A 13,784-nucleotide genomic window follows, 5' to 3' on the forward strand; every position below is an offset into this window, starting at 1 on the left:
GTATTGATGGTTGACGTTCAAGGGTTGAGGCATATGAATAGGCATTTAAAAATGCTAACGTCCGCAATACTTGCAGCTCTCGTGTTTTGTTTGTCCGGATTGCCCGCATTCGCGGCGACTCCTGAGAAAACAATCAACGCTTCAGCAACGCTCGCCTACAACTTAAAGGGACTTAATCATAATGTGGCCGTTCAGAAGGCTTATATCGCGGATAAATATCTCTATGTCACGCAGCGGTCGAAGGGAAATTGCTATCTTTCAAGATTGCTCATTAACGGGAAAGACGCTACTTATGTAGATGAAATGACCGTTACGAATACCGGCCACTGCCAAACGCTGGATATGTATACGTACAATGGCATCAATTACTTTTACTTTAGTTCCAAAGCAGATCCTTCAACGGATTATTACTGGTCGCTGCAGGTAGCTAGGCTGCAATATTCGGCTGGCAAGACCGTGGATTATACGGATTTGCATCGCTTCACCTACATGAATTACGCCAATAAAACGGGGGCAAGGCTTGGTGAGACCTACCGTGTGGATGGTGGCGGCAACAGTACGCATACGGTGTTCCGGGTTCAAACCAAAGAGGGAACCGTAACATGGTCGATTTATGACACGGTCGCACTCAATAAGCTTCTGGACAGTAATGAACAGGTGCGAATGGACAGCGCAGCTGCGGTTAACGCCGCCGTTGGCAGCTTTACGCAGTCGGGCAGTGCGATCGTAAGGCCGAACGGATCCTTCCAGGGGGCCGATATGCTGGGTCAGACGAAAATATATACGTCAGGCGGTGCCGAAGGCGATATCCCGCAGATTGCCATGATGACCAACGCAGGGACATTCAAAACCCTCGTGAAAATAACGAATGTGGGGAACCATGAAATCGAGGGCGTACAGACAAAGAACGGCAATGTTTATTTTACGATCGTTACGGACCCGGTAAACAAAAGAGATACGCAAAAAGTGTATTACGTTCCGGATAGCATATTTAATTAACTTCCACCAAGTTAGTCTCTGATAACTGTAACAACAGTAAATTTAGCATAGTTGGCATTCGACTATGGAAGGGAGATTTGTCCATGAAAAAAGGCTTCGTCTCGTTTATCGCCTGCCTGTTGTTTGTTCCGATGTTTACAACGGGGGTGCTGGCGGCTGGAAAAGGACAAGGCAAAGAAGTAAGCACAACGGTGATGTCTTACAATATCCATCACGGGGTTGGATTGGATGAGCAGCTAAGCCTGCAAAGAATCGCCGATGTTATCCGTGATTCCGGCGCAGAGATTGTTGGCCTTCAAGAAGTGGACCGGTTTTACGGGGAACGAAGCGACTTTCAAGACCAAGCGAAGGAATTGGCAGGTTTACTCGGATATCATTATGCTTACGGTGCGAATCTAGATTTGGAGCCTGCGGAAGGTCAGACGAATAACCGCCAGTATGGAACAGCCATCGTGAGCAAGTATCCGATCCTTCGTTCCGAGAATGTGCTGCTGAGCAGCTTCGGGAAGGAGCAGCGCGGTGTTCTACACGCTGTTGTCAACCTGAGGGGGATCCACGTGGATGTGTACAACACGCATCTTGGATTGGACGTCACCAGCAGAACGGCACAGGCGGAGGAAATCATTGAGCTTGCATCAGCTTCTGAGGGACCGGCGCTGCTGATGGGCGACTTCAACGCAGAACCAAACAGTTCAGAGTTTAAATTGTTGCTGGACAGCGGTTTATTCGTAAACAGCTTTCAGGGAATCGAAGATGCCTATACGTTTCCTGTAATCAATCCGTCGGCAACGATCGATTACATTCTGACCTCACCAGCTGTACAGCATTCGAATCAGCGCGTGATCCATACGGAAGCTTCGGATCATCTGCCTATCGCAGCCGAAATATCATTCAAGCGTTAGGAACTTGCCATCATTCCGCCTTCATGCCGACTCTTCGGACTTTCGATGTCACACGGAAATCAAAAGTTGTATTTTTATAAATTTCACTCCATTGATCCGCGGTTTTGACATGGCTATTCCAATAGGTTGGTTTTCTGGCTCGTACCAATTCGCCGAATCCGAAAATATCGGATTCTTTTTTTGCGTTTTTTGGATGAGTCCGAGCATGAGTTCTTTAGCGGATCGTTCGTTCTCCCTCGCAATTTCCTCAAGAATATGCGAGTTATTGAGCGGGAGGGTTTCCGTATTTTTTTCTTCGACATTCACTTCCGTCACTGCCGTGATCGTAAAATGAGGAAGGCCGTTCTTGATGTCCACCTTGATTTCTGATTCCCGGTTCGTTGCATGAATGGTAACAACCTGAGAATCGTCTCCGATATGAATGATTCCTCGGTATCCTGCCGGACTGATTCCCTTGATGACTAAATATCCGGCAATTTCAAACGGTTTCGTCACGCCGACCAATTTGGCCCCTTTGAAAAAAGCCATGCCGCTGATTTCCACGTTCTCCCCCTTCATGATTTGGATATAGGGCAGAAATCCTTCCTGCCCCTTCTTCGAAGAATTGTTCCAAAAGGTTCCGATATAGTCGATCGGGAACTTGCCATGCTTAACGGCATCGTCCAGCGTGGAGGACAAATACAATGCCGGGACGCGCTCCAGCTTCGGAGCAGCCTCCATCAGTTCCTTTGCTTTCCCCTTGGATACCATCAACCAGGCCATACGGCGAACTTCCGCGTTTCGGTGAAGATAGTCGTTTAAATTCTCCATTCCCTTTCTGGCAAACTCTTCAGACACGACGATGACGCGGAGATGTCCAAAAAACAATTTGCCTGATATTTGCTGCTGGAGATTCATCATCGCATCATCGACGTTATGCCCTACAACATCAAGCACCCACACGGTTTCTTGGGCGCCTTCTCCCGAAGCACCGCCTTCGCCGGGTCCGAGTGGTATTCTTCCGGGAAGAGCGATTTGAACGCATAATTGGATCATTTCCTGTTTAGGTGCGGGATATTTCCCTCGAAGATGAGAAATTTCTTCTTCACGAATCTCGGCATCCTTGTCGGCCGTGTCGATCGATATACCCAGAACGACCGCGCGTTCCTCTATCTCCATCCGATCCCAGCAGCCTGTCAGAAGTGAGCAGAGGAGAAGAAGGATCATGAATTTTAGGTTAAGGCGGGCATTTACTCTCTTACTCATTGAGATCCTCCTGAACTCAGACATTTAAACTCACACGAAGACTTTAACAAGGACGATAATTAGAAACCAAACCGTTACGATTCCGATGTTGATCCAGCCCAGCACGCGGGATACCTTTTTTTCCTTGGTCATGTTCGATTGTCTGTACTTATTCGTGTCGATGAACAGATTGAACAAGCCGGAGAAGAGCCAGATCAGTATGGCAACATCCAAATAACCGCTGTAAATTTCCCCGATCATTTGGCTGCACCTCTTTTTTTGCGCAGGATGGCGATGACCAGCAGGATTCCGGGATACGCGATAGTAATCAGCAGTCCATATTTGGATATCATGCTGTTCACTTCATTCAATTGAATCAAGCTTTGGGGCAGCATGGCCAGGACGAATAGAATGGGCAGGATGAAGAAGGATATCATCCCGTGATCCGCTAACCGGAAGAGCTTGCTTATCGAGTAAAGCGTAAAGTAGTAACAAGAGAACAAGGATGTAAATACAGCCGTTACCCATACGGCTAGAAAGACTGCATCCAAGCGTTCTAGCACATTGGCAGGCAATGAAGTTGCTTTGGCAAGCTCCAGTGTCGGCCACAACAGCTTTTTGGTTTCCTCGGCTCCAAACACGCCCACGGTGGCAGCCACGATCAAAATATACAAAGCGCCGGTTACTACCATGGCCCATAGGCTGGACCGCATCGCTCTTTCAGGTTTGCACATGGCCGGAATGACCATCATCATAATAAAGTATCCATGGAACACGGTGGAGAGCGTAATAATGCCTGCCGGTATGCCTCCGGGCTCATTTCCCCATACAGGGAGAACATTGACCAAGTCTGCATTTTTTAATGAAAGGGCGACGATCAAAAGCGCAGGTATCAGAATAAAGGGGCTGTAGAATAAGTGGATATATGCAAATGTCATAATATTTCGGCGTGAAGAAAATGCAGCTAGGAGCAGCATGACCAGCACGGTTACCTCCAGCGGTGTATTCTTCAGGACGGCCGTAACGACAACCTCACCGAATTCTCTTGCAACCAGAGAGCTCAAAACCGCAAAAAACGCAATCGAGATCACGCTTGTGATTCGACCGAACCACTTGCCGATGATGACTTCGCTGTACTCCACATATGAGTCGTTCGGAAACCGCATGCCGAGCCGGGTCATGAAGAAAAGTCCGACAAACGCCAGCAGCATTCCCAAAAAAGTAACGAACGGAGCCCCGGCATCCGCAGCTTTGACCGCCGACAAAGGGAGTGCAAGCACACCTACTCCCACGATGGTGCTGATCGTAATGGCAGAGGCCTGCAGGACCGTGATTTGGCGCTGTTCATTCATGGTTATCGACCTTTCTCGTCGTTAGGTTGGACGGGATTCATGATATTGGTTGAGGAATGATCCACCTGCTCCTTCATTTGATCACCGAGCCTTGATGTGTTCAGCGGTTGGAGGAAGGAAGGCCTGTTCTTCATCTTCCACAGCGGTCCGCGAGTCAGAAGATCCCGCATGCCTTGAAAGTTGCCTGGCACGAATGGGCTTAGATACGGAACCCCGAATGATTTAAGCGACAATAAATGATTGGCAATCAGAATGATGCCGACCATGACGCCGTACAAGCCGAAGATCCCGGCTAATATGATCAGCGGAAAACGCAGAAGACGGAGCGCAAGCGCCGCGTTGTAGGCCGGCGTTGCGAAAGACCCGATGGTCGTTAATGCGATGATGACGATGGTAATCGGACTGGCGAACCCGGCAGATACCGCGGCCTGTCCGATGACGAGCACGCCGACAATGGATAAAGCGCCGCCCACTTGTTGCGGCAACCGGATCGTAGCTTCCCGTAAAACCTCCATCGAAATTTCAATAACGAGCACTTCGACCATTGCAGGAAACGGGACGCCTGCACGTCCACCCGCGACGGCAACCGCAAATTCCGTGGGAATCAGCTCAGGATTAAAGGAGATAATCGCTACATACAACGAGGGAAAAACCAAGGAAAATATCAAAGCAACCAGACGGGACAGCCGGATCGCACTCATCAATAGAAATCGCTCGGTATAATCTTCGACCGTTTGATAGAACTGGCTGAATACCGTTGGAGCGATCAAGGCGAGCGGGGAACCGTCGACCAGAATGGCCACTCTGCCTTCCAGCAGATTTGCTACGACTTTGTCGGGCCGCTCCGTATACTGGATTTGCGGAAACGGAGACCAATGATTGTCTTCGATAAACTGTTCCAGATACCCCGAATCCAGCACGGCATCGATTTCAATGGCGTCCAGGCGCTTATTCACTTCATTAACGATGCCGGGATTAGTGATGCCATCCATGTAACAGACCGCTACCTTGGATTTCGTTTTCGTTCCGATCTCCATAGATTTCACGCGGAAATCCGGCGTTTGCAGCCGGTAACGGAGCAGGGAAATGTTGGTGCCGAGTGTCTCGATGAATCCTTCCCGGGCCCCGCGGATCACCTGTTCTGTAGCGGGCTGTTCTATCGAACGCTGCGTTATTTTTCGTGTATCAATGATAATAGCCTCGTCCAGCCCTTCGATCGCTACAACTGACTGTCCCCTTAGAAGATTGTCGGTGAGTACGCGGATTTTTCGTTCCGAGTATGCTTCGCTGTGATAGAGCGTATCTTTCATCAACGTGTCCATCAACGCATGGCGAGGCAGGTCTGAAACATCGAGATGGAGAGGGCCATATTTAAGAGGTCTCAATAAAGTATTATTAATGACGGCGTGATCCGTCATATCGGAGAAATAAAACAACACGGCCGGATGCTGCCCGAACACATGGAAAGGATGTATCATAAAATCGTCGTTATCGCCCAGAATATTTTTGATTTCGGATGTGGTCTCTTCTAGACTCTCCGATATGTTCCGGCCCTCTGAACTCGCATCATTTGAATTGGAAGAGACTTCGTTATGGGATTCGTTCGAACCCGTCCATGTGGAAAATGGCATTGTTGTTTACACCTCTCTTGTTAAAGGGTGGTTCTTAGCAGTTAGATAGTTTGGTTAAGTATTTCCTCTGATTGTTATTTTTATCAAAGGAAGCCATCTAATGTATTGTATTTAATATAAGTATGCGATATATTGCATATAACAAACTTGATTAGTAAGGATGATTAAAACTATGCCTGTACCTAAGAATTTTGTCTCTCCCGTACGGATGACTGCAAAGGAAAGAGCGTTCTCCCAAATTCAACGGTGGATTATCGATGGCACGTTGCAGCCCGGCGAGAAATTGCTTGACGCTGAATTGGCGGAGTCCCTTGGCGTAAGCCGAACGCCTATCCGGGAAGCTTTTCAACTGCTCGAAGTACAAGGACTCGTGTCCAGTCATCCTGGAAAAGAAACAAAAGTTACAGCCATTGAGAGGGAAGATATCTTTAAGATGTATTCGACCATGGCTGCTCTTCAAGCATTAGCTGCCGAAGTGGCCGCTACCATTATTGTTCCGGCGCAGATCCAGCAATTGCGAGCGATTAATCTGGATTTTGAGAATGTCATGAAAAGCGGGCAAGTCTATCAAGCTATGGAGTTGGATGAGCAGTTTCATAACTTGATTGTGGAACTCTCCGATAATCCATATGTCGCTACATACAGCGCTTCTCTTCAGATGCATATCCGGCGGTTTAAATACGTGTTCCTAAAACAACCGATCGCTGCTACACAAGCCTCGGTCGATGAGCATGCATTAATTATCAGCGCCTTCGAGCAGAAAGACAGCGAGCGGGCACAGGCCATGATGAAACAAAATTTTATACGTCCCATGCAGGAACTTCATGGGTTACTCTAAATAGACAGGAGAGGGAAGGATGACAAACAAAAAAGACTTGCGTATTCGCAGTAAAGTAATCAGTGAGGGGGTCAATCGGGTACCGAACAGAGCGATGCTTAGGGCTGTTGGTTTTACAGATGAGGATTTCAAGAAACCGATGATTGGCGTAGCCAGCACCTGGAGTGAAGTGACTCCGTGCAATATGCATATAGACAAGTTAGCCATAGAGGCTAAGCAAGGGGTACGCAACCATGGCGGCGCTCCGCTTATTTTTAACACGATCACGGTTTCGGATGGCATTTCGATGGGACATGGCGGCATGCTGTTCTCCCTGCCCAGCCGTGAAGCCATCGCGGATTCGATTGAGATCGTGACGGGGGCCGAACGATTCGATGGTCTTGTGGCGATCGGCGGTTGTGACAAGAATACGCCCGCATGCCTGATGGCGATCGGAAGGATGAATATTCCTGCGGTTTACGTTTATGGCGGTACCATCCAACCTGGGAAACTCGAAGGCAAGAACGTGGATATCGTTACGGCTTTTGAAGCAGTGGGGCAATATCATGATGGAAAAATGTCGGACGAGCAGCTCCATAAGGTTGAGTGCAGCGTCTGCCCGGGACCGGGCTCCTGTGGGGGCATGTACACAGCCAACACGATGGCCGCTGCGGCAGAAGCCATGGGGATGAGCCTGCCCGGGTCATCCTCCACACCGGCTATTTCACCTGACAAGGCAGCGGAATGTGCTGCCGCTGGAAGGCAGGTCATATCCCTGCTGGAGCATGAAATCTATCCCAGGGACATCATGACCAAAAAGGCATTTGAGAATGCGATAACGGTTGTCATGGCTTTAGGCGGTTCAACTAACGCGTTCCTGCATCTGCTCGCCATCGCTCATTCGGTTGGCGTAGATTTGACATTAGACGATTTCGAGCGAATCCGTTTGCGCGTTCCCCACCTCGCAGACCTCAAGCCAAGCGGACGACATGCCATGCAGGACTTAAACGAAGTGGGCGGCATACCGGGCGTCATGAAATTGTTGCTCGCGGAGGGGCTTCTGCATGGGGATTGCCTGACGGTTACAGGCAAAACCTTGGCAGAGAATCTGGCGGAGGTTGCACCGTTAATGGACAGCCAGGAAATCATTCACCCTATCGATAAGCCGTTGAAGCCAGATGGGCCATTGGTTGTGCTAAGAGGTAACCTCGCACCTGAAGGTGCGGTTGCCAAAATGTCGGGTATGAAGAAGCTGCGTTTTGTCGGACCGGCCAAGGTGTATGACAGCGAGAAAGATGCAACCGAAGCGATCTTGAAAGATGAAATCCGCAAGGGTGATGTGTTAGTTATTCGTTATTGCGGTCCAAAAGGCGGACCGGGTATGCCGGAGATGCTGTCGGTAACGGCTCTCATTGTAGGCAAAGGTCTCGGTGGGGAGGTTGCGTTGATTACGGACGGCAGGTTCTCGGGAGGATCCCATGGGTTCGTAGTTGGCCACGTATCGCCAGAAGCACAGGTAGGAGGGCCGATCGCGCTGCTGAGGAATGGAGATATGATCACCATCGACAGTGAAACGCAAGAAATGAACTTCGACGTATCGGATGCAGATTTCGCTGCACGGGCACAAGCATGGCAGCAGCCTCCACTCAAGGTTTCCACAGGCGTATTATACAAATATGCACGATTAGTGTCCTCAGCATCTAAAGGTGCGGTCACCGACTCAGCAGAATAAGATCATGTTCCAGCCTGAATGATGGGCTATTGCCAACAAGCTCTTGCCAATTCGCAAGAGCTTGTTGGCATATGAATGGACCAGGGCCATATTCGCAACTTTTGGATTCTCTATATTGAATAAACAGAGGGAAGTGCTTTTGACATAAATAGATCAAAATGCTGGCAAAAAAAGCATGGGGAGACTAAGAATTATGGCTAGGGTATGGTATGATTTTTAAATCATTATTTTTGCAAGCGTTATCATAAGAAGACTACATATCGATTTATAATGTCCTGTTGGTCCTGTTCTTTACATCCAATACCAAGAAGGAGCAGACGATATTGGGAACATTCAAATCCAAAATACTCATTTATAGTTTACTGCTGGGATCCTTCCCGACGATTCTTATCGGATTTTTCTCTTATTTTATAGCCGCCAAAGATGTGGAGGAGAAGGTAAACGAGGGAAATATGCATCTGTTGAACCAGACCCGGATGAGGGTCGAGCAAGTGCTCGATTCCATGCAAAGAACCGCCCTGCAGTTTGAGAACTCTTCGCTGCTGAAGTCTGTGATGGACAGCAAGTTAAGTGGACAGGACTTTATTAAGGTCCGGGAACTGATGAAAGAAATGTTTAACCTGCAGACGCAGACTATATTAAATCAGGTGTATGTCGTTAATCTGAAGCATGAATGGGTCGTGGATTTAAATTCCCTCAAACCTCTGGAGGGATTGAACAAAACCGAGTTCGAGCGGTATCTGGATACCAATGATAGCATATTCTGGGCAGCGGGCTCGGGAGAAATCTCGCAAACCGCGAATCCGGTGGAGACGGATCATTGGAACAGCGCCGAACAAACGGCAACAACCCTTCGGCTGGTGCATAAAATACCGCTGCTGTCGAAGAACGCGTCGCCGACGGGTATTCTGATTCTGCAAATCACCGCCAAAGATATCCGGAGCATGCTGGAGCCCGTCAATTTGCGGGCCGCCCAGTATATCCTAAACGAGCAGGGAGATGCATTCCTGTCGCCAGTTCAGGATCGTGAGGCTTACCGTTCGATCAACGGAGAGATTTCGGCAAGGATTCAGCAGTCCGATCAGCTCCAAGGTGCATTCCATGCCGAGGGCGAAGGTAAAAAGGTGAGCGTGCTGTATGCCAAATCGGAATATAACGGGTGGACCTATGTATCCGTCGTATCCCTGGATAAAGTAACGGACCAGACAGGAAACATTGCGCTGATTACCGCCGCCGCCTGTTTCGGGATTATTGTGACCGTGCTGATTGCTTCTTGGTTTGGCAGCCGGAGGATGTATTCTCCAATCCGCAGACTCCATGAGTTCGCGACGAACGTTCAGCCGCAGCAGGCCGATGACAACCGCAAAGATGAGTTTGAGTTCATTCGGGAGAGCCTGACCTCCCTTGCCGTTTCCAGAAACGAGCTGGACAAACAGATGAAATCCCAAACGGTCCATCTGCGAGAGTTCTATGTCCTGAAGCTGTTTACTGAGCAAATGTCCGGAGCCGATGACAAGTACGCTTCCGAACGCTACGGGTTTCCAACGGGCTGGGGAAGCCTCGGGGTGCTGCAGCTTGAGCTGGATAACCTTCAGCAGTCGCGGTTCCAGGAACAGGACCGGGAGCTTCTTCTGTTTGCGGTAAGCAATATCGTCTCGGAAACCCTGCCGGAAGAGGCCCGCTTCAGTCCGATCGTGCTGAATCATTCCCAGGTGACGCTGCTGACCTGTAAAGAAGAGGATGCCGAAGCCGGGCAAGCTTTGTTCTATGAGACCGCTCAGCACATCAAAACCAAGGTTCAGGAATACCTCGGGCTCGAATGCAGCATCGGCATCAGCCTTCCGTTCAAGCGGTTGTCCAATGCGAAGCGCGCGTATAAAGAAAGCAGCCAGGCACTCAAATTACGATTTATTCTCGGATCGAACATCATCGTACGCTATGCCGATATTGTGGATCAAGGAAGTGCAGAGAAGACAGTATACACGAAATTAAGACTGATTGAAGAACAGATGATGCTTGCCCTTGAAGAACGGCAGCTTGAGAAGGTGGAGCAGCAGTTTCAGCGTTATTTGGATGAATTGCTGTGCAAGGACGGGCTTTATCAAGAGCATCATTTATTGCTGCTGCAGCTCGCGTCCAGGACCGTAAGCATAGCCCAGGAGCAGGGACTGTCGATGCAGCAATTATGGAATGGCGAAGAGGAGTTGAAGCTTCTGTTCAGGCTGCAGACACGAAGCGAAATTGCGAGCTGGTTCCACTCCAAATTGTTTAAACCTGTGATCGGGATTCTGGAGGACATGGCAGATAAGCAATTCGTAAGCATTACCCGCCGAATCGTGGAGATCGTGCAAGAGCAGTATGATAAAGACATTTCACTCGAATACTGCGCGGCGGTCATGAATTTTAATCCGGCTTATATCAGCCGGGTATTTAAGAAAGAGATGGGTGTGTCCTTCAGTGAATACTTAAGCGAGTACCGAATGAATATAGCCAAAAATCTGCTGGCCACGACCGAGATGAAGGTCTCGGAAATCGGCCAGAAAGTGAGCTACACAAATATCAGCGCCTTCATTCGTACGTTCCGTCGGACATATGGGGTAACTCCCGGCCAGTACCGGGAGCAGCATAGTGAAGAAGGCTAGCTTGAGAATGAGCAGCTCGATCCGAAGATGAAGACATACCCGGCTGCATGATGGCTCAATTTTGAGTAAGCCACCATAACAAGAACTTAATGGAGCTGTTCCATCCGTAGAATGTTCTGCGGTGGAGCAGCTTTTTTGCACGAAAAAGAACGCCCGTACGGTGCCATTATAAATATAGATTCGGGACCATTTATTCCATGGCTAATGTAGACGGCAAAGATCCTGTTCTTATCTGCATGTCATATGCGGCATATAGAAGGTGGAATACGGCATATGCAGGGGAATTGGTGAAATCCTGTAACCCTTGCTGGAAAGGCATTGACCGAGGGCTGGTGCGTGAAGTCATGAACGGAGTATAGCCGGACACGAGGATGGTGACGGATAATTAATCCATGAAAACGCATACAACCAACAAAAACGATGTTCAGACAGGCAATGCCCATGCTTCCGAAGCGAGTTTTGTTCGAAACTGATTCAGGAAGTAACGCTCACAAAACTAAGGGCATGCTTCCGAAGTGAGTTTTGTTCGAATCTCATTCAAGAAGTAACGCTTACAAAACTTTGAGGAGAGGTGCTATGAAAACAAATCAAGCTCCGGCAACAGTCGGCCCGCAAGTAAAGAGGGAACTGCGCCTGGAGAAACGAAAGCTCTTACTAAGGGATCTGGTCAGGGACAGGTGGATGTATCTGATGCTGCTGCCAGGCGTGCTGTATTTTATCGTATTTAAATACGTGCCGATGTACGGGGTGACGATGGCTTTTCAGGATTACAAGCCGCATACCGGGTTCTTCGGCAGCCCGTGGGTCGGGTTCAAGCATTTCGAGCGCTTTTTCAGCGAACCGCAGTTTTGGATGCTTTTTCGAAACACCATCATTTTAGCTTTATATAATCTGATCTTTTTCTTTCCGCTGCCGATTATATTGGCGCTCATGCTGAATGAGCTAAGGCGGGAGCGCTTCAAAAGGTTTGTACAAACCTTGATCTACATTCCGCATTTTGTATCCTGGGTTGTCGTTGTCGGTATTTTCTATATCTTGTTTACGACCGAGAACGGCATTCTGAATGAAATCATTTATCAGATAACGGGAGAGAAAATCGCATTCCTGCTTGAGAAGGACTGGTTCCGGACGATGATTGTGTCCCAGTCGATCTGGAAGGAAGTAGGCTGGGGCACCGTGATCTTTCTTGCCGCCCTTGCTGGCGTAGACCTGCAGCAGTATGAAGCCGCACGGATCGACGGAGCCGGACGCTGGCGTCAGCTGTGGCATATCACGCTGCCAGCCATCCGCAGCACGATCATCATTTTGCTTATTCTTCGTTTAGGCAACTTCCTGGACTCGGGCTTCGAGCAAATCTTCCTGATGATCACGCCGACAAACCGGGAAGTGAGTGAAGTATTCGATACGTATGTATACACCAAAGGGATGACGCAGGCACAGTACAGTTACAGCGCAGCCGTCGGTTTGTTTAAATCCTTTGTCGGATTGATTCTGGTTCTCGGTTCAAACTGGATGGCCAAGCGATTCGGGGAAGAAGGGGTGTACTAGGAGGATGCCGAGGATGCATTTTTTGAAATGACAGGAGGGAATAAACGTGCGTCAAGATCAAACCTGGGGCAATCGCCTGTTTGATATCATTAACCATTCGATTTTATTCATCGTTGCGATCGTGTGTGTTCTTCCATTCGTGTATGTGCTGGCGGTTTCGTTTGCCAGTCCGGCTGAAGTCGCCAAGGGTGGGTTGATTCTATGGCCCAAAGAATGGTCGCTCGTATCGTACCAATATATTTTCTCGTCCGACACACTGCCGCGAAGCTTGCTCGTTTCGATCTATATTACGGTAGTAGGAACACTGATCAACCTGGCGTTTACATCGCTGATGGCTTATCCGTTGTCCAAGCCTCATCTCCGGGGCAGAAATCCCATCCTGCTCGGCGTATTGATCACGATGCTGTTTAGCGGGGGGATGATCCCAACATACTTCGTCGTGAACGGGTTGAATTTGACCAATACGCTGTGGTCCTTGATGATACCAAGTGCCATCAGTGCGTTTAACCTGATCGTGCTGAAGAACTTCTTCCAGCAAATTCCCGACGGGCTGGAGGATTCGGCTAAAATCGATGGCTGCAATGACTTGGGAGTTCTGATTCGAATTGTGCTTCCATTGTCGCTGCCAGCGATGGCCACGTTCGGTTTGTTTTACGCGGTTGCTCATTGGAACACGTTTTTTAATGCCATTCTATACATCAATGATAACGAGAAATGGCCGATTCAGGTTCTGCTTAGGGAAATCGTGATTTTGGCACAGAGCCGGGTAGGGGATTCCAGCTTCGACGAAATGGACGTGCAGCCGTTAACGATTCGTATGGCGGTCATCGTTTTTGCCACCGTGCCCATTCTGCTCGTGTATCCTTTTCTGCAGAAGCATTTTGCAAAAGGCGTCATGCTGGGCTCAGTGAAAGGATAACCGGTTGGATGCGCCTTC

The 13,784-nt window shown here is 48.9% G+C and carries 10 protein-coding genes and 1 pseudogene; 7 read left to right on the forward strand and 4 right to left on the reverse strand.

The window, feature by feature from the left end; translation table 11 throughout:
* Positions 1-33 precede the first annotated feature (33 nt).
* A complete protein-coding gene (locus tag BJP58_RS01180) occupies positions 34-999 on the forward strand; it encodes a phage baseplate protein (protein WP_442953944.1) in 966 nt (321 codons plus the stop codon).
* 83 nt (positions 1,000-1,082) lie between these two features.
* Entirely contained in the window at positions 1,083-1,901 is an 819-nt protein-coding gene (locus BJP58_RS01185) for an endonuclease/exonuclease/phosphatase family protein (RefSeq protein ID WP_194542438.1), read from the forward strand.
* 10 nt (positions 1,902-1,911) lie between these two features.
* On the opposite strand, the pseudogene BJP58_RS01190 reads toward BJP58_RS01185, so the two are convergent.
* The 4 genes and pseudogenes from BJP58_RS01190 to BJP58_RS01205 all read right to left on the reverse strand — a co-directional run bounded on the left by BJP58_RS01190 (position 1,912) and on the right by BJP58_RS01205 (position 6,108).
* Positions 1,912-3,170 (reverse strand): annotated as a pseudogene (locus BJP58_RS01190) (Ger(x)C family spore germination protein).
* Between the two features lie 6 nt (positions 3,171-3,176).
* Positions 3,177-3,386 (reverse strand): CLC_0170 family protein, encoded by a 210-nt coding sequence (locus BJP58_RS01195; protein ID WP_194542439.1) that lies wholly within the window; start codon positions 3,384-3,386, stop codon positions 3,177-3,179.
* Positions 3,383-4,477 carry a GerAB/ArcD/ProY family transporter gene (locus tag BJP58_RS01200; protein WP_194542440.1) on the reverse strand — a complete coding sequence of 365 codons (1,095 nt, stop codon included), beginning with the start codon at positions 4,475-4,477 and terminating at the stop codon, positions 3,383-3,385. Before BJP58_RS01200 ends, BJP58_RS01195 begins: the two co-directional genes overlap by 4 nt.
* 2 nt (positions 4,478-4,479) lie before the next feature.
* On the reverse strand, positions 4,480-6,108 hold the full coding sequence (locus BJP58_RS01205) for a spore germination protein (RefSeq protein WP_194542441.1): 1,629 nt from the start codon (positions 6,106-6,108) through the stop codon (positions 4,480-4,482).
* Positions 6,109-6,280: 172 nt separating this feature from the next.
* Between BJP58_RS01205 and BJP58_RS01210 the strand changes: the two genes are divergently transcribed.
* From BJP58_RS01210 to BJP58_RS01230, 5 genes are all read left to right on the forward strand, one after another.
* The gene (locus BJP58_RS01210; RefSeq protein WP_194542442.1) at positions 6,281-6,946 is read left to right on the forward strand and encodes a GntR family transcriptional regulator; all 666 of its coding nucleotides are present in this window, start codon (positions 6,281-6,283) and stop codon (positions 6,944-6,946) included.
* 19 nt (positions 6,947-6,965) lie between these two features.
* On the forward strand, positions 6,966-8,657 hold the full coding sequence (ilvD, locus tag BJP58_RS01215) for a dihydroxy-acid dehydratase (RefSeq protein WP_194542443.1): 1,692 nt from the start codon (positions 6,966-6,968) through the stop codon (positions 8,655-8,657).
* A 323-nt stretch (positions 8,658-8,980) separates the two neighbouring features.
* The gene (locus tag BJP58_RS01220; RefSeq protein WP_194542444.1) at positions 8,981-11,299 is read left to right on the forward strand and encodes an AraC family transcriptional regulator; all 2,319 of its coding nucleotides are present in this window, start codon (positions 8,981-8,983) and stop codon (positions 11,297-11,299) included.
* A 576-nt stretch (positions 11,300-11,875) separates the two neighbouring features.
* Positions 11,876-12,847 (forward strand): ABC transporter permease, encoded by a 972-nt coding sequence (locus BJP58_RS01225; protein WP_194542445.1) that lies wholly within the window; start codon positions 11,876-11,878, stop codon positions 12,845-12,847.
* Between the two features lie 46 nt (positions 12,848-12,893).
* Entirely contained in the window at positions 12,894-13,766 is an 873-nt protein-coding gene (locus tag BJP58_RS01230; RefSeq protein WP_194542446.1) for a carbohydrate ABC transporter permease, read from the forward strand.
* Positions 13,767-13,784: the final 18 nt, after the last annotated feature.

The sequence above is a fragment of the Paenibacillus sp. JZ16 genome (genome assembly GCF_015326965.1).
GTDB lineage: Bacteria > Bacillota > Bacilli > Paenibacillales > Paenibacillaceae > Paenibacillus_AQ.